Annotated in this window: 24 protein-coding genes; 8 read left to right on the top strand and 16 right to left on the bottom strand. The window is 61.7% G+C overall.

What is annotated here, in order from left to right:
• Nucleotides 1–14 precede the first annotated feature (14 nt).
• A complete protein-coding gene (locus LU493_RS02415; RefSeq protein WP_275286184.1) occupies nt 15–1,001 on the top strand; it encodes an alpha/beta hydrolase in 987 nt (328 codons plus the stop codon).
• A 189-nt stretch (nt 1,002–1,190) separates the two neighbouring features.
• Here LU493_RS02415 and LU493_RS02410 read toward each other — a convergent pair whose 3' ends face one another.
• From LU493_RS02410 to LU493_RS02395, 4 genes are all read right to left on the bottom strand, one after another.
• A complete protein-coding gene (locus LU493_RS02410) occupies nt 1,191–1,892 on the bottom strand; it encodes a hypothetical protein (protein WP_275286183.1) in 702 nt (233 codons plus the stop codon).
• Nucleotides 1,893–1,960: 68 nt separating this feature from the next.
• Nucleotides 1,961–2,161: a hypothetical protein gene (locus LU493_RS02405; protein ID WP_275286182.1), complete on the bottom strand. Its 201-nt coding sequence runs from the start codon at nt 2,159–2,161 to the stop codon at nt 1,961–1,963.
• A 419-nt stretch (nt 2,162–2,580) separates the two neighbouring features.
• Entirely contained in the window at nt 2,581–3,981 is a 1,401-nt protein-coding gene (locus tag LU493_RS02400) for a PAAR domain-containing protein (protein WP_275286181.1), read from the bottom strand.
• Between the two features lie 218 nt (nt 3,982–4,199).
• Entirely contained in the window at nt 4,200–5,627 is a 1,428-nt protein-coding gene (locus tag LU493_RS02395) for a Glu/Leu/Phe/Val family dehydrogenase (protein WP_275286180.1), read from the bottom strand.
• Between the two features lie 249 nt (nt 5,628–5,876).
• Between LU493_RS02395 and LU493_RS02390 the strand changes: the two genes are divergently transcribed.
• A complete protein-coding gene (locus LU493_RS02390; RefSeq protein WP_275286179.1) occupies nt 5,877–6,740 on the top strand; it encodes an SDR family NAD(P)-dependent oxidoreductase in 864 nt (287 codons plus the stop codon).
• Nucleotides 6,741–6,974: 234 nt separating this feature from the next.
• On the opposite strand, the gene LU493_RS02385 is transcribed toward LU493_RS02390, so the two are convergent.
• Nucleotides 6,975–7,322, bottom strand: a complete 348-nt coding sequence (locus tag LU493_RS02385; RefSeq protein ID WP_275286178.1) for a DUF3024 domain-containing protein — start codon at nt 7,320–7,322, stop codon at nt 6,975–6,977.
• Between the two features lie 105 nt (nt 7,323–7,427).
• Between LU493_RS02385 and LU493_RS02380 the strand changes: the two genes are divergently transcribed.
• Nucleotides 7,428–7,757, top strand: a complete 330-nt coding sequence (locus LU493_RS02380) for a hypothetical protein (RefSeq protein WP_275286177.1) — start codon at nt 7,428–7,430, stop codon at nt 7,755–7,757.
• Between the two features lie 26 nt (nt 7,758–7,783).
• Here LU493_RS02380 and fic read toward each other — a convergent pair whose 3' ends face one another.
• From fic to LU493_RS02360, 4 genes are all read right to left on the bottom strand, one after another.
• The gene (fic, locus tag LU493_RS02375; RefSeq protein ID WP_275286176.1) at nt 7,784–8,893 is read right to left on the bottom strand and encodes a protein adenylyltransferase Fic; all 1,110 of its coding nucleotides are present in this window, start codon (nt 8,891–8,893) and stop codon (nt 7,784–7,786) included.
• A gap of 212 nt (nt 8,894–9,105) precedes the next feature.
• Nucleotides 9,106–9,609 carry a GFA family protein gene (locus LU493_RS02370; RefSeq protein ID WP_275286175.1) on the bottom strand — a complete coding sequence of 168 codons (504 nt, stop codon included), beginning with the start codon at nt 9,607–9,609 and terminating at the stop codon, nt 9,106–9,108.
• A 57-nt stretch (nt 9,610–9,666) separates the two neighbouring features.
• Nucleotides 9,667–10,170, bottom strand: coding sequence for a hypothetical protein (locus LU493_RS02365; RefSeq protein WP_275286174.1), 504 nt, complete (start codon nt 10,168–10,170; stop codon nt 9,667–9,669).
• A 154-nt stretch (nt 10,171–10,324) separates the two neighbouring features.
• Nucleotides 10,325–11,443 (bottom strand): alkene reductase, encoded by a 1,119-nt coding sequence (locus tag LU493_RS02360; protein ID WP_275286173.1) that lies wholly within the window; start codon nt 11,441–11,443, stop codon nt 10,325–10,327.
• A gap of 193 nt (nt 11,444–11,636) precedes the next feature.
• On the opposite strand from LU493_RS02360, the gene argE reads away from it, so the two are divergent.
• Complete coding sequence (gene argE, locus LU493_RS02355) at nt 11,637–12,803, top strand: acetylornithine deacetylase (protein WP_275286172.1); 1,167 nt, start codon at nt 11,637–11,639, stop codon at nt 12,801–12,803.
• Nucleotides 12,800–13,549, top strand: a complete 750-nt coding sequence (locus LU493_RS02350) for a glutamine amidotransferase (protein WP_343076073.1) — start codon at nt 12,800–12,802, stop codon at nt 13,547–13,549. Before argE ends, LU493_RS02350 begins: the two co-directional genes overlap by 4 nt.
• Here LU493_RS02350 and LU493_RS02345 read toward each other — a convergent pair.
• On the bottom strand, nt 13,546–14,502 hold the full coding sequence (locus tag LU493_RS02345; RefSeq protein ID WP_275286171.1) for a DMT family transporter: 957 nt from the start codon (nt 14,500–14,502) through the stop codon (nt 13,546–13,548). The genes LU493_RS02350 and LU493_RS02345 overlap by 4 nt on opposite strands.
• A gap of 124 nt (nt 14,503–14,626) precedes the next feature.
• A complete protein-coding gene (locus LU493_RS02340) occupies nt 14,627–16,309 on the bottom strand; it encodes a DEAD/DEAH box helicase (RefSeq protein ID WP_275286170.1) in 1,683 nt (560 codons plus the stop codon).
• A gap of 389 nt (nt 16,310–16,698) precedes the next feature.
• On the opposite strand from LU493_RS02340, the gene LU493_RS02335 reads away from it, so the two are divergent.
• Entirely contained in the window at nt 16,699–17,151 is a 453-nt protein-coding gene (locus LU493_RS02335) for a YaiI/YqxD family protein (protein ID WP_275286169.1), read from the top strand.
• Nucleotides 17,152–17,207: 56 nt separating this feature from the next.
• On the opposite strand, the gene LU493_RS02330 is transcribed toward LU493_RS02335, so the two are convergent.
• Both LU493_RS02330 and LU493_RS02325 read right to left on the bottom strand, forming a co-directional pair.
• Entirely contained in the window at nt 17,208–18,212 is a 1,005-nt protein-coding gene (locus tag LU493_RS02330) for a glutathione S-transferase family protein (protein WP_275286168.1), read from the bottom strand.
• 116 nt (nt 18,213–18,328) lie between these two features.
• Nucleotides 18,329–19,234 carry a LysR family transcriptional regulator gene (locus LU493_RS02325; protein WP_275286167.1) on the bottom strand — a complete coding sequence of 302 codons (906 nt, stop codon included), beginning with the start codon at nt 19,232–19,234 and terminating at the stop codon, nt 18,329–18,331.
• A 102-nt stretch (nt 19,235–19,336) separates the two neighbouring features.
• On the opposite strand from LU493_RS02325, the gene LU493_RS02320 reads away from it, so the two are divergent.
• Together LU493_RS02320 and LU493_RS02315 are read left to right on the top strand one after the other, a co-directional pair.
• A complete protein-coding gene (locus LU493_RS02320; RefSeq protein WP_275286166.1) occupies nt 19,337–20,185 on the top strand; it encodes a pirin family protein in 849 nt (282 codons plus the stop codon).
• A gap of 228 nt (nt 20,186–20,413) precedes the next feature.
• Nucleotides 20,414–22,117 carry a peptidoglycan DD-metalloendopeptidase family protein gene (locus LU493_RS02315; RefSeq protein WP_275286165.1) on the top strand — a complete coding sequence of 568 codons (1,704 nt, stop codon included), beginning with the start codon at nt 20,414–20,416 and terminating at the stop codon, nt 22,115–22,117.
• Between the two features lie 22 nt (nt 22,118–22,139).
• Here LU493_RS02315 and LU493_RS02310 read toward each other — a convergent pair whose 3' ends face one another.
• The 3 genes from LU493_RS02310 to LU493_RS02300 are packed head-to-tail and all read right to left on the bottom strand — an operon-like array spanning nt 22,140 to nt 24,265.
• Nucleotides 22,140–23,444, bottom strand: coding sequence for an RNA polymerase sigma factor (locus LU493_RS02310; protein WP_275286164.1), 1,305 nt, complete (start codon nt 23,442–23,444; stop codon nt 22,140–22,142).
• 19 nt (nt 23,445–23,463) lie between these two features.
• Nucleotides 23,464–23,880: a VOC family protein gene (locus LU493_RS02305; protein WP_275286163.1), complete on the bottom strand. Its 417-nt coding sequence runs from the start codon at nt 23,878–23,880 to the stop codon at nt 23,464–23,466.
• Nucleotides 23,881–23,887: 7 nt separating this feature from the next.
• Nucleotides 23,888–24,265, bottom strand: a complete 378-nt coding sequence (locus LU493_RS02300; protein WP_275286162.1) for a YciI family protein — start codon at nt 24,263–24,265, stop codon at nt 23,888–23,890.
• Nucleotides 24,266–24,421: the final 156 nt, after the last annotated feature.

The following is a 24,421-nucleotide window of genomic DNA, read 5'->3' as shown; positions in this document are numbered from 1 at the left end:
GAAAAGAGGGGCTGATGAAAATCGCCGTGGGTCTATTGCTGCTGGTCATCATCGGATTACTGGGCACCATCGCCCTGTCGCTCATTTTCGGCGGCCCTTCACAGCCGCCTGCCATGACCGGCATCAATGGTCCGTTCAAGACGCTCGACAATCGCGACCTGCCGGAACTCAGCCACTACCCGGCGCGTGACGGCAGCCGGCTTGCCTACCGACACTACCCGGCCTCGTCCAACGACGCGTCGCCACGCGGCAGTGTCGTCCTGCTGCACGGCTCCGCCGGCAACAGCCGCAGCCTGCACACGCTCGCCAGGGCCTATGCCGATGCCGGGTTCAGCGCCTACTCACTGGATGTACGCGGCCACGGTGCCTCAAGGGATCGCGGCGACATCGCCTACATCGGCCAGCTCGAGGATGACCTGCAGGACTTCATTGACGCCGTCGGGCCCGCCACGCCACGCACCCTCGTCGGCTTTTCCTCGGGCGGGGGCTTCGCGCTACGGGTCGCCGGTAGTCAACACCCGCAACGGTTTGCCCACTACCTGCTGCTCGCCCCCTTCATCAGCCAGGAAGCACCGACGTATCGGCCCGACAGCGGTGGCTGGACGAGTGTCGGACTGCCCCGCTACATCAGCCTCGCGCTGCTCGATCGACTCGGCATCGACACCTTCAACCATCTGCCCGTGATGCGATATGCCGTCGACGATGAAGCCGCCCCTTCGCTGACCCCGGCCTATTCGTTCACGCTCGCACAGAACTACCGCCCCCGGCCCGATTACCTCGCCACCCTGGAAGCGGTCGATCGCCCCATGCGCGTACTGGCAGGCCGGGACGATCAGATCTTCCGTACCGAACACTTCGCGCCCGTGTTCCAGCACGCTGGTCACGAGGTACCGGTCAAGCTCCTGCCCGGCATCGACCACATCGGCCTGATCCTAGACCCCGGCGCCATCGACGCCATCATCGCCGAGACGCAGGCGTTCTTGGCCCCCGACAAGGAATGACCGGCTCAGGCGCTCGGAGAGTAGCGGCTGGACAGCCTTTACATTCAGCTTTACCTCGTACTCTATCTGACCGCGTAGATAGTTTCCTGTGATTTCTGGCTCGTATCACGCTTCAGGTATCGAAATATCGACCACAACCACTTCGCCTACATTAACTTTCACATTCTTAAAATATGGTGATGTCTGTCATCACATCCCCTCTCCAATGCTGGAGGAGGGAGATTCAACATCAGGCTCAGAAATTGTAGGGCATGGCCAATCTACACTGTTCAGATCATTCAGCTTGATGAGGCGATCCGTTTTGATAGCTACCCTTGCCAGCTCTACAGTAACCCAAAGTGCGAAAATGAAAATTATCAAACAAATGGCTACAACACCCGCAACCAGATCATAGCCTTCGAAACGTGACCGAAAAACCCAAAGTAGATATATCACCATCCCCAGGACCGCCGCGACCCCATAGCTAAATGCGCAACGTCGCCAAAGAGAGTCCGCTCGATTCTTGGTGGGCAAATCTATATACTTATTTTTTCCAACATACCGCTTGACATTCCCTTCATGAAAACGAACATTTCTACTCTCCTTGGCAAGGCATCGTACATAGCCGAGGAAGTCGGGAACCATCAACGCTCTTGCAACCAACTCCGCCTGAATTTGTTTTTTTGTAAAGCCTTTGATTGCGTACTCAAAATCAACCCTTTCTTCGTGCGAACCTACCCCCTTTTCAATATATAAAAAACCGCTAGATCTAAAATAACAAAATCGCTCCTTATTGAAATGCCAACGCCTCTCCTGCCACCCAGGAAGCACGACAAGAAACAATTTCGGAAAACCCCAGAACGCTCCAGCCCCAGCGACCAACGGCATAACCTTCTCTAACAAATCAATCATAAAGGACCACCATCATAACTTTTAAAAAAACTATGAACTAATTCCTTCCACCTACCCCGCTTCACTCTTTAATTTGACCAAAAAAGGACCTTCCGACATTCCTCGCTGGTTGCCGCCTGGCGGCAGGCGCTTTCGACCTTCAGGCTGGTCGAGGTGTAGTCGAGACCGATGGCGAAATAATTGGCATAGCTGAGCGGCTTGACGATCCGGCCCGCACTGCGGATGGTGTCCGGTATCGTTGGGAAGAGAAGCATAGACAGAATACTCATGGAGTGACGAGCATTTTTACGGTGAGAACCATAAGCTATTAGCTAGCTTCATTAATCCTCCGAAGAAGAAAGCGAGTATTGTTGAGAAGGGAAATCCTAGATAGACCCAGACAAGAGTGTGTTTTATCCACACCGATGCCTCATCTATCCTTTGTAATCGATCGGGCCGATTAGCAAAGGGCCACTTCTCCTCGCGCCTCTTTCGGATCAGGATGGCTAAACCATACCAGGCAAGCCTCAGGCTACACCCAGGCCATATTTTAGGGTATGGAGCATCCTGATGATTCATTACTCCAAGCTGCCGGTCGGCCTTATCCACGATAAATGGAGTTAACCCAATCGCGATGAATAATAATATAAAGGCTATCCCACCGAACGTTGCACCTATGATAGCCAAAGGTCCTAGAGCATCTAGCCGATCAACGGTCATGTTTCACCGAATCTTCTTCAGTGAGGTTATAGATAAACTCTCCGAAGTTCTGACCCACTTCGTCTCCTGCTTCCATTCCGCCAAGAGCTCCTGCGCCGCCAACAGCAAGGGCACAAGCCAACGTAGTAGGAGTAACCCCCGTAATGAGACAAATGTTACCCAAGGATGCTCCCATTCCACCACCGACGGTTCTTAATGCAAATCCGCCATACTCCACGAATTTTACCTTTCGACATTCCTCGCTGGTTGCCGCCTGGCGGCAGGCGCTTTCGACCTTCAGGCTGGTCGAGGTGTAGTCGAGACCGATGGCGAAATAATTGGCATAGCTGAGCGGCTTGACGATTCGGCCCGCACTGCGGATGGCATCCGAGATCGTCGGCACGCGGAAAGCGTGCAAGCCCTCCATGGCTTGTCGTACAGAATGAACAGCCTGTTCGGCTTTTACGCCGATGGCGTTCTTCAAATCCTTGGCCATTTCAGGCATCTCGAAAGGCTGGTCGACCCAGTTGGTTGCCTGATCGCCAAGACGACGAAGTGTGGCCTTGCCTTGCCCGGAGATGCGCTCGCTCCCTACTTCGGCAAGCTGGGCCATTTCATCCAGGGCTGCCTCGGTGGCATGCTTCAACTGACCCAGGCCACTCGAGCCGACCCCTAACGAGGTGGAAGCGCTTCCCGCGGCCTCACTGGCCTGCTTCAGCTCGGCAATCGCTCCCCAACTGTTGATCATGGCCTGAGCTTGGGCCGGTTCGAGCTGCTGGATTACAGCCTGCGCCAGATGGGCTTGATCCTGTAGCGCGGCTTCTTCGGCGGAGCACTGCCGATTTTCAGGATCGCTGAGGACAACCAGCGAGCCTGGCAGTACATAGTCCCCTAGGTGACGATTGAGACGCTCGAACATGGCCTCAACGTCCGGACGAGGCGTGCCGAACAGGCGTCGTTTGATCTCCTCCCGAGTTCCCGGCGAACGCACGACATGAAAGCCCGGTTCGATGCCGCTCTCCTTGATGACTTGCTGTCCTTCTTCACGAGCGCGCGACGTTTCGTCGTTGATCCTGTCCATCTCGGCCTGTAATTCGGCTTCCGGGTCATCCACCTGGCGGAATCGGAGCCCATCTCCCAGCGAGATCGTGGAAGGCGCGCCGGTGATTGCCGTTGAGCCTGTGATGATATGGCCCCCGCAGGACGTGGCGCTACCGTTGATGGCGACGGGAGAGTCCTCGACCAGGTACCAGGCCAGCCCGGTCGTGATGGTGGCGCCACAGGATGTGCGGTCGCCGACACGCGCTACCGGTACGTTATCCACGAACACCGTCATGGCACCCGAAACAATAGAGTGTGGTCCGCCATTGCAGCTACAGACCACCTTATCGCCGACCTTGCCCACTTCCATGTGACATGCCCTGCACTACATCCATGTAAAGGGCCACGCTATCAAGCCCTACCCGCAACCGGTATAGGAGAATGACGACAATTGGTGATGAATTCAGCCATCCATCATCAAATCTTAGTTTGGCTGATAAAAAGTATCTTCTGTTATAGAGTCAAGACAATGAGATACGTTGACGGAGTGGATGACGCCCCCGCCGGGGCGCCTTTTACGTATAAGCTTTAAAAGCCGATATCCTTGTAGTGACGCGAGACCTTCTCGATGGCCAGGGCATAGGCGGCCATGCGGTAATCGTGAATCTTCGGATTTTCGCGGCGCAGGCGGATGATCGACTGCAGTGCCAGACGCATGGAGTCATCCAGACCGGAACGCACCAGGTCGAACTCGTCGGCCCCGCGCCCGATCCTCTCTCGCAGATGCTCGGGCACTTCGACGCCGGTGGCATGCTCGATGGCGTCGAGGATATGCTCGCCACGCGCCTCGTGGAAGCGACGCTCCAGGCGGCCGAAGCGCACATGGTTGAGGTTGCGGATCCACTCGAAGTAGGAGACCACGACACCGCCGGCGTTGCAGTAGGCATCGGGGAGGATCTCGACACCGCGCTCCTGGAGAATCTTGTCGGCCAGGAAGGTCACCGGGCCATTGGCCGCCTCGGCGATCAGCGACGCTTGGATGCGCTCAGCATTGTCGACGGTGATCACGCCTTCCAGGGCGGCCGGAATCAGGATGTCGCAATCCATCTCCAGCACTGCCATGCCATCTTCGCGGTACTCGCCTCCGGCATAGCCCTTGACCCCGCCGTGCGCGGCGACGTGTTCTCGAACCGCGTCTACATCCAACCCGTCGGGATTCACGACCGCCCCATCCCGCTCGATGATGGCGGTGATCAGGCTGTCATCCTCGGTCTGCAGGAAGTGTGCGGCATGGTAGCCCACATTCCCCAGGCCCTGAACGACGACGCGCTTGCCGGCGAGCGATCCGGACAAGCCGCAACGCTCGAGTTCTTCCGGGTGGCGGAACAGCTCGCGCAGCGCATACTGCACGCCGCGGCCGGTGGCCTCGTTGCGGCCGCGTACCCCACCATGCTCCACCGGCTTGCCGGTCAGCGCGCCCATGTAGTTGATGTCGTTGGGAAACATCTGCCGGTAGGTATCCACCATCCAGCCCATCTCGCGAGGACCGGTGCCCATGTCCGGCGCCGGGACGTTCTGGGCCGGGCTGAGATACCCCTTGTTGATCAACTCCCGGGCAAAGCGCCGGGTAATGGCTTCCAGTTGATGCGGCTCGTATTGGCGCGGATCGATCACCAGGCCGCCCTTGGAGCCGCCGAACGGCACGTCCACGATGGCGCACTTGTAGGTCATCAGCGCCGCCAGGGCTTCCACTTCATCCTGGTCGACGATCGGCGCGAAGCGAATCCCGCCCTTGGAGGGCAAGCGGTGATCGCTGTGGGTGGCCCGCCAGCCGGTGAAGATCTCCGCCTTGCCGTTGACCTCCACCGGGAAGGAAACCTGCACCACGCTCTGACAGATCTTCAGGGCATTGCCGATACCCTCGTCCAGTTCCATGATCTCGATGGCATGATCCACCATATGTTCCACGCTCTCGCGGAATGACATGCCTTGCTGCGCGTACTTGCTATCGCTCATCAGATGCCTCCATGGTCATTATTGTCCTTGCCTCTAGACACGCGGCAGGCTTGCCAGCGCACTCCCTCATCACTCTAGCAACTCCAGCGTCGGCTAGACGTTGAACCAACGCCATGGGCGAGCCATTTCTTCCATTGTTCACACTGCCAGATCCCGTGCGTTTTCCGTTGCCGAATCCACCGACGGGCCATATCGTTCGAGTGGACAACGCCTCACACTTGTCCTTCAGGCGTTGGAAAGGAGACAGAGATGGCGCAAGCCCCGACGAATTCGACACGCAACCTGCTGATCACAGGCTGTTCAAGTGGCATTGGCCATGCCGCCGCACATGCCATGTCGGCGCGCGGCTGGCGGGTCTTTGCCACCGCGCGGGCCGAGGCTGACGTCGCGCGTCTCGAGAAGGAAGGCCTGGAGGCTCTGCCACTGGACCTCGCCGACAGCGCCTCGATCGAGGCCACGGTAGCGGAGGTGCGGAAACGCATCGGCGGGGAACTGACGGGACTGTTCAACAATGGCGCCTACGGCCAGCCCGGTGCCGTCGAGGATCTGACCCGGGACGTACTGCGCGAACAGCTCGAAACGAATTTGCTGGGCACCCATGAGCTCACTACCCGCGTGCTGCCGATGATGCGCTCTCAGGGCCATGGCCGCATCGTGCAGAACAGCTCGGTACTCGGTTTCGCCGCCCTGCCCTACCGAGGCGCCTACGTGTGTTCCAAGTTCGCCCTCGAGGGCCTCACCGACACCCTGCGCCAGGAGCTCAACGGCAGCGGCATCCATGTCAGCCTGATCCAGCCCGGCCCCATCGCCAGCCGCTTTCGCGAGAACGCCCACGCCGCCTTCAAGGCCAATATCGACACGGTCAACAGCGCCCACGCCAGGACCTACGAAAAGGTCGAGGCACGGCTCGCCAACCCCGACGGCAAGACGCCCTTCGCGCTGGAGGCCGACGCGGTGGTCGCCAAGTTGATCCATGCCCTGGAACATCCGCGGCCCAGGCCACGCTACGCGGTCACCCTCCCCACCCACCTGTTCGCCGCGCTCAAGCGAGTGCTGAGCACACGCGGCATGGACCGGGTGCTGTTGCGTGCGACGAAGAATGAGCGGGAGTGATAAAGCTGCTTGCCGCTCAAGCATGACGGTCTGGCCTCATTCGGGAAAGCGTCGCTCAACCACTGAATGAAACCGCGGTACTGCGTATATGCCGCACGTACTTACCCCGAGTAGCGACGCGAAAGCCTGATGATCGGCAACCCGCAACGGCTGCCATGGAGGCATCACTCCTCACGGCCCCTGCGGCGAAAGGCCCTCACCACTCGCCCGATGTCGAGCACCTATGCAGGTGCTCTACCCAAAAAAGCAGGCATACTCATCCTGCTCGACAAGCGCCAGGAAGGCTTCCACCGACATGACCACGGGTGTCGGCTCATACCGATGCCACTTCAAATCCGCACGCTGCCAGTACACCTTCCACTCATCACGGTTTTTTACATAGGAAGCCTTCGCTATCGAATTTTCCATGGTATCCGATGGATCGTCCCAGCGCGGACGGACTTCAAACAGTTCAAGGTTCTGACCATCGATACGGAAGCTGAAATCCAGCTGCGGCCGGATATGCACCGGCGGGCGGTTACGACTCATGAAGTCGTCAACAGCACGCTCGATTCTCTTCCGCTCCAATTCGCCCAATGCCATAAATAGCTCGCACTCTCATGTTTTACTGAAACAAGGCCAGACTCAAAACGGCTTCACAAAAGCCCTCGAAAGAGATCGACTCCACACATCCTCCCGAGATCATCCATGCCGACCTCTGCTGTCGTCTTGAGCGCCCGCTCTCTCTACCAGCCTCAGGATATGGTTTCCGTTGCCGCTTTTCTGCCTCGCCGTTTCTTCGCCGGCATCGACCTTGCCCGCTCGGCCTCGATCCGCGCCAGCAACGCCTCGGCAGGATGTCCACCACTGATCAGTTCGGTGAGGGCGGCGCGCCAGTCGGCGGTCAGATCGCCGCAGGATGCCGTCGTCACGCAGCACGTCGCAGAGGTGCAACAGAGCCTGGACGATGTGCTATCGGATAGCCCCCTTCCCTATTGCGGCCGGCCTTATTTCAATTTGAGGCCGAAATTAAAATAGGCAGTGTCGTTATTTCATGAGATACATCATGCGGTCTGATACGGAGTGATCTCGTTACTGTCTTCGGTCATCAACCTGACCAGCTTGGAGTGAACGAAGAGCTTCTCGCGTCCAGCACGCACCTCCTTGAGCACACCGATCTCGCACAGCTGCTGCAGGTAGCTCGACGCCGTCTGACGCCGGGCGATATCGCGCTCCACCAGATTGCCGATGCGGCAATAAGGCTGCTCGAAGATCACTTGCACCAGTTCGTGGCTGTAGGCCCGAGGCAGGGCCAACTGAATGTAGGCCGTCGTCTTCTCGATCAATGCCCGGGTCGCCGCGATCTTATCGGTAGTCCAACGAGCCGTGTACTCCACCGCCTTCAGCATGTAGAGCAGCCATTCCTGCCACTGGCCTTCCCGAGTCACTGCCAATAACAGGCGATAGTAGTCAGGCTTGTGGAGCACGATGTAACGGCTGAGGTAGAGAATCGGCAGTGACAGCAGTTGTTGCTCGATCAGGTAGAGGATGTTCAGCACCCGGCCCGCACGCCCGTTGCCGTCGGTGAAAGGATGGATCGCCTCGAACTGGTAATGGGCCACGGCCATCTTGATCAGGGGGTCGACGCCATCTTCTGCATGCAAGTAGCGTTCCCAATTGCCCAGCATCTCTCTCAGAGTGTCCTCTCCCATCGGCGGGGTATAAATCACCTCGCCGGTGGTCTGATTGGCCAGGGTGGTGCCCGGCACCCGGCGAATCTCCATGTCGACGCCCTTGATAGTGCTGCAGATTTCCACCGCCGTGTTGGTACACAGCGGCCGCCTTGCCAGTTCGCGGTATCCACTGCTCAGGGCGGTGCGATAGCGCAGCGCCTCCTTGGTGGCAAGATCGGCGTGGGTATCTTCCTCGGCGAACTGGAAGAGCCTGTCGGTGGTGGTAACGATGTTCTCGATCTCGGAACTGTCACGGGCTTCCAGCAGGGGGAGCAAGTTGATCAGTAGCCCCTGGTTAGGCAGCAGTTCCCCTGCCTGCTTGAGCTCCGCCAGCGCTGCGCGGGCCGGAATACAGGCTTTCAGCACGGCCGGTGTCTCGAGTTCTGCGGCCGGTGGCAGCGGCGGCAAGTCATTGTGAGGTTGGTCGGGGCGCCAGCTCATGTTCATTTTTCCATCAAAAATCGACACGTCACCAGCTTATGTCGATGGCATCGACATATCCAGGGGACATGTCGAAGAAAGAAATTTTCTTAAACATATTCTCAAGACATGTCGAAAACATCGCGTTTCGTATACATGTTCCAGCGGCATGTCGATGTCGTGAACATGTCAGTTGGCTCCCCGTAGCTCGCCATTGAGGGGCCTTGCACCGTCTAACGATGAAACAGCATGGCGATCCTTGCCACGACGAGTTTGCCGATCAGCTTGAACGGGTAGGCCGAGTAACTCGGTGCGTCGTCGGGGATCGTACTGCCTTCAGGCTTGAAGCGAGTTTGAATGCGCACCTGCACAGGCCAGTCATGCTCGACGAACTGCGCCCTATTCATGGAAAGCCAATGGCCTCTCTGAAAGTCGAGGTACATGAAGGTATTACAGCAGCTTGCCACGATGCGGCTGGTGGGTGATGTGCTCTTGAGCTTGACATCGCGCAGGTACTCGTCCCCTTTGGGGCATCTGACGCGGTCCTTGCGGTAGAGCAGATAGGCGGTTCCGCCTGCCTCGTCGAGGATGGGTGGTGCTTCGTCCAGCCGCTCGATCTGTTCCGAACCCGCCTGGCAATCATCACAATGACAGGCCGCGCCCAGGATGGGGCTGCCGGTCACTTCGAGTTCGACGTCTCCGCATGCGCAACGCGATATGGCAGTTGATCGGGTCACAAGCCCCCCGTCCGTTCAGTGTTCAAGATGCAACCTACCGGGGCTTTAAGCACAGCGCTAGACCCGGCCGCGCAACTGCCCCCATAAACGACCGAGATCCACCGATACAGCGAACAGCCCTATACCGATGGCTACCGACAGGCCGCCCTGCCAAAGTACGCTCGGATCGATCGGTTCCATCGATCGCAAGGCAAAGTAATGGCTGGCCAAGTTGATGGCACCATCAGCCAGGTGCTGGATGCCGACCAATGCCGCTCCCACGGCTAACAGCGACTCAGTGGAAACTGCCGTGTCGGATGGCTGCGACGATGAATCGGGTGTCAGCCAGCAAGCGATCCGTTTGCGCGCCAGGATCAGCGTCAGTCCCAGCAGCACGTTGCCCAGAAAGTACACGCTCTGCAGAACCAGCATGTTCGGGCCACCAGCTTCCGGTACCGTGCTCGGGCTAGACCACACTATGTACAACGAGACCGCATAATCCGGCATGCGGCTGACCATCAGCCAGATACCGGCGATGGCCAGCAGCACCTCGGCCAACTGACGGGGATGATAACGGGGCATATAACGTCCTCGAGTGGTTTGAAGAAAATCCTCCGTCCAGGAAATGCCTCCCCGACAGCTGTTGCGCTCATCATGCCATACCCTCTTGATGCACAAAGCCCGGCGCGCTGGCCGGGCTGCTGTATCAGGCGGATCGTGAGCGGCGCTGCCGCTATCAGGCCTTGCGATCGTGGCCGTTATCGAGGAAAGGGTAGTCGGTATAGCCCGCCGCATCGCCACCGTAGAAGGTATCCGGGTTCGGCTCATTGAGCGCGGCCCCCAGCCGGAAGCGCTCGGGAAGGTCCGGATTGGCGATGAACGGGCGACCGAAAGCCACGGCGTCGGCGGCCCTTTCCTCGAAACGTTGCCGGGCGCGCTCGACGTCGTAGTGACCGCAATAGATCAGGCCGCCGCTGAAGCGCTCACGAATCTGCTCGCGGAAACCATCGGGGAAGGTGATGTCGCCGCCGGCCCAGTTAGGCTCGTTGAAGTGGAGGTAGGCCAGGCCACGTTGGTTCAATTGATCGGCCAGATAGAAGGCCATCGCTTCGGGTTCATCATCGGTGAGACCGAAGATCTCGATGAAGGGCGTGAGACGGATCCCCACGCGATCGGCCCCGAACACCTCGGCCACGGCATCGACCACTTCCAGCGGGAAACGCGCGCGATTCTCGATGGAGCCACCATAGCGATCGGTACGCTGATTGGTGCCGGTAGCAAGAAACTGGTTGAGCAGGTAGGCATTGGCGGCATGTATTTCCACCATGTCGAAGCCGGCTCGCCTGGCCCGCACGGCGGCCTGACGATAGTCCTCGACGATTCCCGGGATCTCGTCGGTCTCCAGCGCGCGAGGCGTACTGGTGGGATACCGTCCGGCGGAACCATCCTCGAACTCGACGAAACACTGGGCGCCCTCGCCTTTCAATGCGCTGGGCGCCACGGGCTGTCGGCCATCGGGCTGCACCATTTCATGGGAGACGCGCCCGACGTGCCAGAGCTGCAGGGCAATGCGTCCACCCTTGGCATGCACCGCGTCGACCACTTGCTGCCAGCCGGCTTCCTGCTCGTCCGTCCAGATCCCCGGGGTGTAGACATAGCCTCGGGCAGTCGGCGAAATGTTGGTGGCCTCGCTGATGATAAGGCCGGCGCCGGCACGCTGGCCGTAATAGACCTGCTGCAACTTGCCGGGAACACTGTCAGGGGTGCGTGCCCGAGTCAGTGGCGCCATGATCACACGGTTGGGGAGACTCAGGCTGCCAAGCTGAAGCGGAGTGAATAGTGAGGTATCGGCCATTGCGTCGCCTCCTGTGGCGAAAATCGTGCAGATGATAAAGTGAGGCACACAATAAGCGTGTTAATTATTTCACGCAAAGCCCGCAAGCCGATCGACACGATAGACGGGGCCTATAGCCTGTGGAGCCGCGCCAGCTGCGATCAGCCTCGCCCGCATGCTAATCTCCCCCCGAACTCTTGAGCCTGGAGCCGTCATGACCGCCGCCGAAATACTACAGCGACTGGTGGGTTTTGCCACCGTGTCGCGAGATTCCAACCTGGCACTGATCGAATGGATCGAAGCCTGGCTCGACGATCATGGTGTCGAGCATTGGCGCATCGAGAGCGACGATGGCAGCAAGGCCAACCTGTTGGCGCGTATCGGACCGGCAGTGGAAGGTGGCGTGGTGCTTTCCGGGCATACCGATGTGGTGCCGGTGGACGGTCAACCGTGGTCGAGCGACCCCTTCGTGCTGCGCGACGGCGACGATGGCCGCCTCTACGGGCGCGGCACCTGCGACATGAAAGGCTTCATCGCCTGTGCCCTGGCGGAGGTGCCCAGGTGGGTGACGATGACGTTGGAAAGGCCATTGTGGCTGGCCTTCTCCTACGACGAGGAAGTCGGCTGTGTCGGGGCACCTCGCATGATCGAGCGGCTGATGGCCGACCACCCTCGCCCCTCGACGGTGATCGTCGGCGAGCCGACGCTGATGCAACCCGTGGTGGCACAGAAGGGAGCGACCAATCTGCGCACCACGGTCACCGGCCGCGAGGCCCACTCGAGCCAGGTCTATCAAGGCGTTTCGGCCATCCATGTGGCGGCCCGGCTGGTGACGAAGATCGAAGATGTCATGCACGAGCTCAAGGCCGAGGGGCGCATCGACGAGGCCTTCAACGTGGCCCATTCCAGCCTGCATGTGGGCCGGATCGAGGGCGGAACGGCGATCAATATCATGGCGCGCCAATGTACCTTCGAGTGGGAGGTCCGCCACCTGCCGAGCGATGATTTCGAGGCTCTGCGCGGCCGCGTCGATGCCTATGCCGCCGAGCTGGAAGCCGAGATGCAACGTACCGCCCCGGAAACCGGCATTGCCACCGAGGCGCTGAACGTCACGGTGCCCGCACTGGCCGACCGCGACAACGACGAGGTGCTGGGCCTCTGCCGTTCCCTGCTGGGCAGCGATATCGAAGCATCGGCGGTGGCCTATGCCACCGAGGCAGGCCAGTTCCAGCGCCAGGGACTCTCCACCATCATCTGTGGTCCCGGCAGCATCAGCCAGGCCCATCAGCCGGACGAATACATCGAAAGCAAACAGCTGGCGGCGGGGGAGCGCTTCATGGCGACACTAGGCGAACGCCTGTCGGCAAAGGGAACATCATGACGCTCTGGATCATCAAGACGGGCGACACCTTCGCCGATGTCGCACATGAACACGGGGATTTCGAGGATCTCTTCCTCGCCGCCCTGACCCCGATGGCCGAAGCCCATGCCGACCTTGCCCTGGCGGTGCATGATGCCCGGCACGACGGCCCGCCCCCGGCACTGGGCGACAGCGATGGCCTGGTAATCACCGGCTCCCATGCCATGGTCAGCGATGCCGAACCCTGGAGCGAGGCACTCAAGCCCTGGCTTCACGAGGCCTGGCAGCGCAACCTGCCCATGTTCGGCGTCTGCTACGGGCACCAGTTGATGGCTGCCGCACTCGGCGGCGAGAGCGGCTATCATCCGGCGGGACGCGAATCGGGTACCTGCATGGTGGACCTGACCGAGGCCGCCAGCGGCGACGCCCTGCTCGGCACGCTACCGCAACGCTTTCCGGCCCAACTGACCCACGCCCAGTCGGTACTCACCGCCCCACCGGACGCCGAGGTGCTGGCACGCAACGTCCACGACGGCTATCAGGCACTGCGTTACGGACCGCGGCAATGGAGCGTACAGTTCCACCCCGAGTTCACCGCCCCGGTGATGCGGGCCTACCTGGCGCATCAGCACGAGGCCCTCGCCTCCCAAGGGCAGGCCCCGGAACGCTTGATCGAAAGCGTCGTCGAGACGCCCGATGCCTCCGGGCTGCTGGCCCGTTTTGCCGATCTGGTGAGGTCACACGCCGACCTTTCAGCGACACCCTAAGCGCTATCCCCCGTCTCCTGCTGCATGGCCTGTTCCTGCAGGAGTCGCTCGTCGGGAGCGCCGGCGGCGGCCTTGCGGCGTTGTCGATGGAGATCGCGGAGCCCGCTGACCAGCATGGCGGCGACGATCATGCCGCCGCCCACGAAGGCCAGCGGCGGCGGCACCTCGCCCAGCCACCACCACACCAGCAAAGCACCGACCAGGGTCTCCAGCAGCATCACCAGGCTGACCTCGGCACCGGGCAAGTAACGCGGGCCGGTCTGGATCAGGAAGTAGGCGGCCGGCAGGAACAGTGCCAGCAGCGCCAGGCGCTGCACGTCCTCGGGTGGCGGTAGTTGCATCCCGCCCAGCAACACCGCCGGTACCAGCATCGCCAGACATCCCAGCGGCAGCACGACCGTGGTGTCCACGCCGCGTTGGCGGTCGCCGCGCTGAACGCTCGCCACCGTGGTATTGACGGCAATCGAGATCGGCACGAACAAGGCGATCGCCAGTCCCAACGGGCTCCCCTGGCCGATCTCGCCCGCCGCCATCAGGCAGGCCCCTGTCACGCACACGGCAATCACCACCCAGGTCTGACGGCGCAATCGCTGGCCGAAGACCACCATGCCGATCATCCCCGCCACCAGCGGTGCCAGGTTCATCATCACCAGGACATTGCCGGCGGCGGTCAGGCGCGCGGCGCAGACGAACGCCCAGGCACTGCCGGCGAATGCCAGCGGACACCACCAGGCGGCGGCGCCACAGGCACGGATGGCCTCCGGCAACCGGGCGCGATAACGCAGGGTGGCGATCGTCAACAGCACGGCACCCAGCAGCAGGCCGCGCCAGAACATGAAGGTCGCCACCTCGGCCTGGGTATCCTTGATCAACAGGGCATCCGGCGACAGCAGGAGTACGCCGGTCATGGTGATCAGATAGCCCCGCAGGCGGAACGGCAATCGCTTCCACATGGCTGGTACCTCACCGGTTCTTGCCAGACATCATCAAAGGATGCTTATAAAAGCAAGCAGGCCGGGGAATCTCCCCGGCCTGCCATGATGCGACTCGACAACCGCCTACCGGGCGGTGCCGTGATCAGGCCCGTTCGCGACGGCCCGCCTCATCGTCGCGTTGGCGACGCGGTGCACGGTCCTCGCTGATTTCCAGCGGACGACCACCGACTCGGGCTCGCGACATCTTGGTCAGGATGCTGGACGGCAAGCCGCTCGGCAACTCGACGACGGAAAATGCATTGCGAATGTCGATCCGACCAATCCGATTACCCTCGATACCGCCTTCGTTGGCCAGGGCGCCGACCAGTTGACCCGGCTTGATGCCATCCTTGTGGCCCACGGCAACGCGATAACGCGTCATGCCCTCACTGGGCCCCCGGTTGTCACGATCAGCGCGACGCGGTGCCTTGCCTTCGCGTGGTGCACGCTCCTTGCGCGGCGCCTGCAAGCGACCGATGGGCGCTTCATCGGCACGCGCCAGGGCGGCGAAGGCGCAAGCCAGCTCGGCCGCATCATAGCCTTCCGCGATCAGTCGCTCGACCAGGCCACGCTGGGTATCGGCATCCTTGGTCAGCGAACCGATCACACGCTGGTGGAAGACCTCGTCACGATGGGCGCGAATGGCCGCCTCGTCGGGCAACTCCATGTCTTCCATCTTGCGGCCGGTGGCACGCTCGAGCCAGCCGACCTTGCGACCCTCGCGGTTGCCGGCGAAGGTAATGGCCACCCCGGGACGACCGGCGCGACCGGTCCGGCCGATGCGGTGAGTATAGGCCTCGGCATCCTGGGGCAGGTCATAGTTGATGACGTGCGTGATACGCGGCACGTCCAGGCCGCGTGCGGCCACGTCGGTGGCGATCAGCACATCGATCTTGCTGCGCTTGAGACGCGTGATGGTGCGCTCGCGCAGGCTCTGGTCCAGATCACCGGATAGGCTCGCCACACTCAGGCCACGCGCCGAGAGCTGCTCCATCAAGGTGGTGCAGGCCGCCCGGGTGCGAACGAAGACGATCGCCGCATCGACGGGCTCCACTTCGAGGATGCGTGACAGGGCCTCGAGCTTGGCGCCGCCGTCGATGCGCACCCGGCGCTGCTCGATGTTGTCGCCGCTGGAGGCACGCGATTCGATGGCCACCTTGACCGGATCCACCAGGTACTGGTTGACGATGCGCTCGATCTCGGTGGGCAGGGTCGCGGAGAAGAACACGCGCTGAGCGTCTGTCGGCGTATCGGCAACCACGCGCTTGACGTCATCGATGAAGCCCATGCGCAGCATCTCGTCGGCCTCGTCCAGCACCAGGGCGGAGAGCCCGCCGAGCTTGAGGCTGCCGCGATCCAGGTGATCGATGACCCGACCGGGGGTGCCGACCACGACCTGTGCACCACGACGCAGTGCCTGCAGTTGATCACGGTATTCCATGCCGCCACACAGGGTCGCCACTTCCAGGCCCTTGAGGTTCTGGCCATACTTGGAGAAGGACGCGGCGACCTGCTGCGCCAGCTCACGGGTCGGAGCCAGCACCAGCACCTGGGGCTCGCGACGCCCGAGTTCGAGACGCGAGAGAATCGGCAAGGCAAAAGCGGCGGTCTTGCCGGTACCGGTCTGGGCCTGGCCCAGCATGTCGCGGCCTTCCAGCAGAGCCGGAATGGTCTGTGCCTGAATCGGTGACGGCGTTTCGTAACCGAGCGTCTCGATAGCGGAGAGAACGGAGGGCAGCAGGGCCAGATCGCCGAAACTCGGCGAGGCGACGGAAGTCGAGGTCATGAATCACACCTTGGTAGGCCGGGATCACCGGCAAAAAACGTCAGTCAAGGCGTCCCTTACACCTGGCATACAGTCAAGGTCCCGCATACGGCGGGAGTCTTAAGCGGAGTCGGGGACGCCGGTCGCACCTAGCATCCGATGCTTGCCCGCCGGTTAGGCGAGCACATCGTCGTGGCGACCGTCTGCGCCGAATTCGCCCTGGTGGCGAACTCTCGTCGGCGCTCCATCTACACAGTTCGAACGCTTGGGGCCTCGGCCCGGCGTTGTCGACCACCGCGTTCACGTCGGTGAACGGGTCGCGTCGTCATGATGGTGGGGTCAGCACATGCGAGGAGCGCGCATGCTACCATCGTCGCGCCGTCCTGGCCAGTCCTTTCAAGGAGCCCTATATGCCCAGCCTGTGGGTCGATGCCGATGCCTGCCCTCGAATCGCCCGTGACATCATCGTGCGCGCCGCCGAACGTACCGCCACACAGGCCACCTTCGTGGCCAATCATCAAGTGCCTTTACCGCCCTCGAAGTGGGTCAAGGGGCTGGCGGTGAGCCACGGTTTCGACGCCGCCGACGACGAGATCGTCACCCGCCTGCAAGACGGCGACCTGGTCATCACCTCCGACCTGCCGCTGGCCATGACGGCCATCGAGCGCGGCGCCAAGGTGATGACCAGCCGGGGCGAGGCACTGAACGAGAGCAACATCCGCGCCAGGGTCCAGATGCGGGACTTCATGGAAACCTTGAGAGCCAGCGGGGAACATACCGGTGGGCCCAAGGGCTATTCCGACGTGGACCGGCGGGAATTCGCCAACGCCCTGGACCGGTGGTTGGCGAAGAACGCGAAATAAGCGGCGAGCAGTATATTGGCAGCGCGCAGCTCGTATCTCGTAGCTCGTAGCGCGGATCAGCCGCGCTCGCGTATCCCCTGCCCCGGCAGCCGTTCGCGGTCATGGGGCCGGTCGAGCTCGAGTCGCGGCCCGGCCGGGACGATGCCCGTCGGGTTGATATTGCCGTGGCTGACATAATAGTGGCGCTTGATATGATCCAGGTCGACCGTCTCGGCAATACCCGGCCACTGATAGAGTTCACGCAGGTAGTGGGAGAGGTTCGGATAATCCTCCAGGCGGCGAAGGTTGCACTTGAAGTGCCCGTGGTAGACCGCATCGAAGCGCACCAGCGTGGTGAACAGTCGAATGTCCGCCTCGGTCAGCCATTCACCGGCCAGGTAGCGTTGTTCACCGAGACGCGCTTCGAGACGATCCAGTGACTGAAAAAGCGCGACGACGTGCTTCTCGTAGACCGACTGTTCGGTGGCGAAACCTGCCTTGTAGACCCCATTGTTGACGTGGTCATAGACCTCGGCGTTGACCGCATCGATGGTCTCGCGCAGGTCCGCGGGATAGAGGTCCAGACGGTTGCCGGTCAGGCCATCGAAAGCGCCATTGAACATGCGCACCAGTTCCGCCGACTCATTGTTGACGATCCGTCCCTCGTGCTTGTCCCACAGCGCCGGCACGGTAACGCGCCCGGTGTAATGCGGATCGGTCAGGGTATAGAGCTGATGATGAAATTCGACATCATTGAGCGGGTCGCCACTCGAGCCCTCGTCGCGATGATAGCTCCAGCCCTGATCCAGCATCAGCGGGCTGGTCACGGACACGTCGACCAGCGACGTCAGCCCCTTGAGGCGCCGCATGATCAGGGTGCGATGCGCCCAGGGACACGCCAGCGATACATAAAGGTGGTAGCGCCCCGCTTCGGCGGGCAAGCCGGGCTGCCCGTCCGGTCCTGGACTGCCGTCGGCGGTCACCCAGTCGCGCAGCTTGGCGGACTCACGGACGAACTCTCCGCCATGCCGCTTGGTGTCGTACCACTGGTCGTGCCAGCGTCCCTCGATCAGAAGGCCCATGTCACCGCTCCTTTCTCATAACCGATTTAATGTCAGCTTAATCCGAAAAACTTGGCGCTCAAGCGCAGTTTTTGGCGACATTCATTCGATTTTATCGATCATCAAGGCAGCATGAATCAGAGTTTCCTTCTTGCATCGGGGCAGACCGCCACTTCATCCCGCAGATGCTGCGCCATGGCATGGGTCGCCGGACCGGCCCGATCACGATCTCGATGAATCAACTGCATCGGCGCTTCGCGCACGCCGCCGGCCGACAGCGGCAATGGCTTGAGGCGACCATTCGTCAGTGATGATTCGATCAGCGTCTCCGGCACCCAGGCGAACCCCAGGTTGCGCTCCAGCATGTCGATGGACGTGCTGAGGTGGCTGACCGTCCAGCGCTGCTCGGCCTTCAACCAGCCCGCGTCCAGTGACTGGCGTTGCGCGGAGTCCCTCACTACCAGTTGACGATGTTGCTCCAGGTCACGCAGGTCCAGCACACGCTCCAGCTTGTGCAGAGGATGTTCGGGATGCGCCACGGCGATGAAACGCACCGAGACCAGCGGCTCGCCCAGGAACCCCTGAGCGGCAAGCCCCGAGATGACCAGGTCGGCAGAGCCGTCATACAGCATCTCGACGCCACCGTTGAGCACCGATTCATGAAGCTGCACACGCACATGAGGATAGTCACGAGAGAAGGCCTCCATGGCCCGCGCCAGGACATCGGGGGGGAATATCTGATCGACACTGAGCACGATCTCGGCCTCCAGCCCTTCACCAAGCCGTTCGGCAACATCCTCCAGGGCCTCGGCACCTTCCAGTAGCTGACGGGCTCGGCGCAGCAACAACTCGCCTGCCTCGGTCAGACGCACCTGTCGTCCTACCGGCTCGAGCACCTCGACACCCAACTGCTCCTCGAGCTTGTGCACCGCATGGTTGAGCGTGGAGGGACTCTTGTGAATGGCCTCGGCAGCACGGGCGAAGCCCCCGTGATCGACCACCGCGGCAAGCATCTGCCATTGCGCAAGCGTGACACGCGACATTTTCGATTTCCTCGAATACAAGACCCAAAACTATGCGCTTAATTTTCGAAAATATCGGACTAGAATGCCAGTCATACCCTCCATTACCGAGGAGATTCCTGCATGACTCCACGACACGTGACACATCGCCAGCGCAGCCAGCCCAGCCGTGATGGCGATGGCGTCGATATCCTGCGCCTGCACAATTTCGGTGGTGGCCTCGACCCCTTCCTGATGCTCGACGAGTTGATCGCCGCGCCGGGTGACGATGCCATCGGTGGCTTCCCGCCCCATCCGCACCGGGGTATCCAGACGCTCACCTACGTGATTCATGGTGGCCTGCGTCACGAAGACCATCTCGGCCACCACAGCAGTATCGGTGCCGGCGGCGCCCAGTGGATGCATACCGGACGCGGCATCATCCACGGCGAAACGCCCTTTACCGATGCCGACGGGCTCCACGCCTTCCAGCTGTGGATCAACCTGCCGGCTCGGGACAAGCTGAGCGCCCCGACCTATCGCGACGTGAGCGCCGAACAAATGTCTCGCTTCGAGGCCCCCGGTGCGGAGATGATCGCGCTGGGTGGCATCTGGCAAACGGCGGATGGCGACACTCTCCAGGGCCCGCTCGATGCCCTGGCCGGCCAGGGCGCGGTGGCGCATCTTCGCCTCGGTGCCGGCGCATCACTGTCGCTGATGAGCCAGGCCACCCGGTTGCTGGTGTTCGTCTTCGACGGCAGCCTGACGGCAAACGGCGACGACCTGACGCGTGGCGAACTGGCCAGCTTCGGCCCGGGCGACACGCTGGTGCTGCAAGGCTCCCGCGATGCCCAGGTGCTATTGCTTGCCGGGGAACCTCATCATGAGCCGATAGCACACCACGGCCCCTTCGTCATGAATCACCAACATGAGCTTGAACAAGCCATGCGGGACTATCGCGACGGAACGCTGGCCGATATGCCGGCCGGTTAGGGTTTGCCGAACAGGGGGTTGCCAAAGGCCACTTAGGCATGGCACTGTCGCGTTTAGCAAACAGCGTTCGACTTCGCTCAAGCTGCTCGCCCCGCCTGACGGCGGGGCGAGACGGCCGTGTACTGTATAAATGTATAGACTAGGCACTCCCCGCCTCATGCGTTATGGTTCCTGTGCCTTTTTATATGTCATTTACGTTTATTCATTCAGTCACGACGGCCCAAATTCATGATGCGAATCCTCCATTCGCTGCCCCGCACGCACAAGTTGCTGTTGTTACCCGTTGCCACCATGGTTACCGTGCTGGGCGCTCACAAGATCGTCTCCACCCTGGAAGACACCCGATACGAGCATGACACGACACGGACCGACACCCTGCTCGTCCCTCTCGAACCCGACACGAGCCCCGGTGTCCCTTCTCTGACCCTGGATCGCGCCCCCGTTTCCAAGGCAATCGATGTCGCCTCACGTGCCGTGGACGCCACTCGCGAACACGTGCCGCTCTCGCAGTTGACCGCCAGCGAAGTCGTCGACATCGACGTCATCGACGCCGCCCAGGCCAGCCGCGATGCCCTCGCTTCGACGACCGATACCCCCGACACCGAGCCGATGCCGCATATCGACGAGGCCGCTCGTCATATCGCCGTCGTGCTCGGCACGATCGCCAGTGGCATGCTGGCATCCGACAAGCGCCTGATGGCGGATGCCACCTCCTACGAAGATGTCAGCGAGGCCGAACTCGAGCTGTTCGATGAAGGCCCGATCATCCTCGAGGAAGAAATTGCCGCCAACGAGCCCTTCGTGCCCGAATGGCGTACCTATACGGTCCAGTCCGGCGATACGTTCACCGTCCTGGCGCAGGACCGTTTCGGCATGGGTTACAGCGACGTCATGGCCCTGCTGGATGAAATGCCGGAGCCTGAACTGCTGACTCGCTGGAATGTCGGTAGTCGCTTCGAGTATCAACTCGATGCCGAGGGCACGCTCTCCGCGCTACGCATCATGAGCAACCCGCGCGACGGTTACCTGGTCAAACGCGGCGACGACGGCACCGACGTATCGACCATCGAGCGTGCCGGAGAATCGACCCAACGCCTCTACGCCGGCACCATCAGCGGCAGCTTCGCCCGCTCGGCACAGGCCACCGGTCTGACCAGCGCCGAGGTGGCCGAACTCTCCCATGTGCTGGAAAAGAAACTCGACTTTCGCCGCGACACTCGTCGCGGCGATCGTTTCGAGGTACTGGTGGAATCCGACACCATCGACGGCCAGAGCCTCGATCCGCGTATCCTGGCGGTCAAGTATGACGGTTCTCGCATGGACCTGACGCTGCTCCGAAACGCCCAGGACAACCAGTTCTACACGCCCGACGGTGTCAGTCTCAATCCCTCGTTCAACCGTTACCCGTTCGACGGCCAGTATCGCATCAGTTCGCCCTTCAATCCCCAGCGCCATCATCCGGTGACCGGTCGCATCAGTCCCCACAAGGGAACCGATTTCGCCATGCCCACCGGCACGGAGGTTCAGGCACCGGCCAATGGTCGCGTCGAGAAGGTCGGCAATCACCCGGCGGCGGGTCGCTACATCGTCATTCGTCACGATAATGGCTACAAGACGCGCTACCTGCATCTCTCGCGGCCCCTGGTCAGTCGCGGGGACCGTGTCACCATGGGCGATCGTATCGCCTTGTCCGGCAATACCGGGCGCAGCACGGGGCCGCACCTGCACTACGAGATCCTGGTCGACAACAGCCAGGTCAATGCCATGAAGGTCGCGCTGCCTGAAGGCGGCAGCTTGAGCGGTGAGGCCCTGGCAAGCTTCAAGCGCCAAGCCGAGCCGGTACTCGCCGCCCTCGAGAGCGGCCAGACCGGCACGGTGGTGGCCAGTGCACAAACCGATGGCGAAAATGACGACGAGGACGACGAAGGCTGACGCGCCGCCCTCCCACGACGCCCTATGACCGCGACGCCCCACCCTCTTCCTCAGGGTGGGGCGTCGTCGTTTCCGGGACAGTGATGTCGCCCAACTCCGCCAGTCGCCGCTCGAGGAAGGCTCGTTCCGGCAACTGTTCGCTGAGATGCAGTGCCTGCCGATAGGCAATCCGTGCGCGCTCGTCGTCGCCGAGCCGGTGGCACAGGTCGGCGCGCGCAGCATGGGCCAGTCGATAGTCGGCCAGCTCGCCGCTGGCCAATAGCGCGTCGACCAGCGCCAGTCCCGCTTCAGGCCCATCGCGCATGGCGACGGCCACGGCGCGGTTGAGTTCGACGATGGGCGACGGCGAGGCCTGGAGCAGCACATCATAGAGCCCGACGATACGCGACCAGTCGGTCTGCTCGGCACTGGCCGCGCCGGCATGCTCGGCGACGATGGCCGCCTGAAGGGTATAGGGCCCCACCTCCCCGGTAGCGAAGGCTCGCTCGATCAGTGTCTGCCCCTCGTCGATCATGGCTCGGTCCCAGAGACATCGATCCTGATCGGCCAGCAACACTGGCTCACCGGCCACGCTGGTGCGCGACACGCGTCGCGCTTCGTGCAGCAGCATCAGCGCCAGCAACCCCATGACTTCGGGGTCCGGCAGCAAGTCCAGCAGCAGGCGGCCCAGCCGTATGCTCTCCTCGGCAAGCTCGCCGCATGTCATCCGGTCCCCCACCGACGCGGTATAGCCTTCATTGAACACCAGATAGATCACGCTCAGCACGCTTTCCAGGCGTTCCGACAGCTCGGAGGCCTCGGGCACTTGATAGGGAATACCGGCATCCCGGATCTTGGCCTTGGCCCGCACGATACGCTGCGCCACGGTGGCGGGCCGAGTCAGAAAGGCGTGGGCGATCTGTTCGGTGGTCAAGCCACAGACTTCGCGAAGGGTGAGTGCCACCCGAGCGGATGCCGTCAAGGCGGGATGACAGCAGGTAAAGATCAGCCGTAACCGGTCGTCCTCCACGGCATCGACATCGGCGGGATCCCCCCTGCCCGGAGGCGCCTCGTCGAGCCGCTCCGCCAGTTTCTCCAGCGACGTATCGAAGCGGGCCCGTCGACGCAAGCGGTCGATGGCCTTGAAACGCCCAGCGGTGACCAGCCAGGCACGCGGATTGTCAGGAATGCCCTCCCGCGGCCACTGATCCACTGCCGCCATGAAGGCATCGTGCAGGGCCTCCTCGGCAAGGTCGAAATCTCCCAGCCGCCGGATCAGGGTAGCCAGCACACGACGCGATTCATGCCGGTAAGTCCGCTCGACCAGTGCATGCACCCGGGCGCTCATGTCCACCTCCGCCCTCTTTTCAGGCATTCGCCTCGCAATTGATCATCCAGGGCGTGCCGAAGCGGTCGACCAGCATGCCAAAGGATAGGGCCCAGTGAGTCTGTTGCAGCGGCATGCCGACCTCGCCCCCGGCGGACAGGACATTGAAAAGGCGCTCGGCCTCCTCGACGTCATCGACATGCACGGCCACCGAGAACCCCTGTGGCATCTGCATATAAGCGGGAGGACAATCCGAACCCATCAACACCCAGTCATCCGCCACCAGCCGGGCATGCATGATCTTGTCGGGGTCGAAGGACATCTCGCCATCGCACTGCGGGCCGTTGCCATAACGCTCCATCGCCTCGATGCGGCCCCCGAAGCACTCGGCATAGAAGGTAAAGGCGGCCTCGCAGTCGCCATCGAACATCAGATAGGCATTCATGCGCATGGTCATGACCTCCTCATCGAGGATCGCCGGCGGCCGCCGGCCTTGCCGGCACATCCAGCTCACGCACCGGGCGCACTTCAATGCTGCCCACCCGAGCCGCCGGAATGCCGGCCGCGATGTTCAACGCCTCGTTCAGGTCCCGCGCTTCCACCATGTAGAAGCCCGCCAGCTGCTCCTTGGTCTCGGCGAAGGGACCATCGGTGACAGTCGTCTTGCCGGTACGCACGCGCACGGTGGTCGCGGTCTGCACCGGGGCCAGGGCTTCGCCGGCGATCAGGCGACCGCTACTCTGGACGCTCTCGGCATAGGCCAGACACTCCTCATCCCTGGGACTCTCCGGCAGACTGTGAAGCAGCTCCTCGTCACTGTAGACCAGACATAGATATTTCATGATGCCCTCTCCTTTCTTGTGGTCATTCAGCCTTGAGTCGTCTGGCGGGCCCCGGATTCGACAGATGCCGCGGCGAGCTTCGAGCTTCGAGCTTCGAGCTTCGAGCTTCGAGCTTCGAGCTTCGAGCTTCGAGCTGCATTCTGGCTCGTATTTCAT

This window comes from Halomonas elongata, assembly GCF_029081005.1.
Taxonomy (GTDB): Bacteria; Pseudomonadota; Gammaproteobacteria; order Pseudomonadales; family Halomonadaceae; genus Halomonas; species Halomonas elongata_B.
The sequence above is the reverse complement of the archived record's forward strand: the minus strand, read 5'-3'. Positions and strand labels throughout refer to the sequence as shown.

Excerpts from the sequence above, each read along its gene's own strand:
- LU493_RS02415 (WP_275286184.1), top strand. The coding sequence starts at position 15 with ATGAAAATCGCCGTGGGTCTATTGCTGCTGGTCATCATCGGATTACTG.
- LU493_RS02410 (WP_275286183.1), bottom strand. The coding sequence starts at position 1,892 with ATGATTGATTTGTTAGAGAAGGTTATGCCGTTGGTCGCTGGGGCTGGA.
- LU493_RS02405 (WP_275286182.1), bottom strand. The coding sequence starts at position 2,161 with ATGAGTATTCTGTCTATGCTTCTCTTCCCAACGATACCGGACACCATC.
- LU493_RS02400 (WP_275286181.1), bottom strand. The coding sequence starts at position 3,981 with ATGGAAGTGGGCAAGGTCGGCGATAAGGTGGTCTGTAGCTGCAATGGC.
- LU493_RS02395 (WP_275286180.1), bottom strand. The coding sequence starts at position 5,627 with ATGAGCGATAGCAAGTACGCGCAGCAAGGCATGTCATTCCGCGAGAGC.
- LU493_RS02390 (WP_275286179.1), top strand. The coding sequence starts at position 5,877 with ATGGCGCAAGCCCCGACGAATTCGACACGCAACCTGCTGATCACAGGC.
- LU493_RS02385 (WP_275286178.1), bottom strand. The coding sequence starts at position 7,322 with ATGGCATTGGGCGAATTGGAGCGGAAGAGAATCGAGCGTGCTGTTGAC.
- LU493_RS02380 (WP_275286177.1), top strand. The coding sequence starts at position 7,428 with ATGCCGACCTCTGCTGTCGTCTTGAGCGCCCGCTCTCTCTACCAGCCT.
- fic (WP_275286176.1), bottom strand. The coding sequence starts at position 8,893 with ATGAGCTGGCGCCCCGACCAACCTCACAATGACTTGCCGCCGCTGCCA.
- LU493_RS02365 (WP_275286174.1), bottom strand. The coding sequence starts at position 10,170 with ATGCCCCGTTATCATCCCCGTCAGTTGGCCGAGGTGCTGCTGGCCATC.
- LU493_RS02360 (WP_275286173.1), bottom strand. The coding sequence starts at position 11,443 with ATGGCCGATACCTCACTATTCACTCCGCTTCAGCTTGGCAGCCTGAGT.
- argE (WP_275286172.1), top strand. The coding sequence starts at position 11,637 with ATGACCGCCGCCGAAATACTACAGCGACTGGTGGGTTTTGCCACCGTG.
- LU493_RS02350 (WP_343076073.1), top strand. The coding sequence starts at position 12,800 with ATGACGCTCTGGATCATCAAGACGGGCGACACCTTCGCCGATGTCGCA.
- LU493_RS02345 (WP_275286171.1), bottom strand. The coding sequence starts at position 14,502 with ATGTGGAAGCGATTGCCGTTCCGCCTGCGGGGCTATCTGATCACCATG.
- LU493_RS02340 (WP_275286170.1), bottom strand. The coding sequence starts at position 16,309 with ATGACCTCGACTTCCGTCGCCTCGCCGAGTTTCGGCGATCTGGCCCTG.
- LU493_RS02335 (WP_275286169.1), top strand. The coding sequence starts at position 16,699 with ATGCCCAGCCTGTGGGTCGATGCCGATGCCTGCCCTCGAATCGCCCGT.
- LU493_RS02330 (WP_275286168.1), bottom strand. The coding sequence starts at position 18,212 with ATGGGCCTTCTGATCGAGGGACGCTGGCACGACCAGTGGTACGACACC.
- LU493_RS02325 (WP_275286167.1), bottom strand. The coding sequence starts at position 19,234 with ATGTCGCGTGTCACGCTTGCGCAATGGCAGATGCTTGCCGCGGTGGTC.
- LU493_RS02320 (WP_275286166.1), top strand. The coding sequence starts at position 19,337 with ATGACTCCACGACACGTGACACATCGCCAGCGCAGCCAGCCCAGCCGT.
- LU493_RS02315 (WP_275286165.1), top strand. The coding sequence starts at position 20,414 with ATGATGCGAATCCTCCATTCGCTGCCCCGCACGCACAAGTTGCTGTTG.
- LU493_RS02310 (WP_275286164.1), bottom strand. The coding sequence starts at position 23,444 with ATGAGCGCCCGGGTGCATGCACTGGTCGAGCGGACTTACCGGCATGAA.
- LU493_RS02305 (WP_275286163.1), bottom strand. The coding sequence starts at position 23,880 with ATGACCATGCGCATGAATGCCTATCTGATGTTCGATGGCGACTGCGAG.
- LU493_RS02300 (WP_275286162.1), bottom strand. The coding sequence starts at position 24,265 with ATGAAATATCTATGTCTGGTCTACAGTGACGAGGAGCTGCTTCACAGT.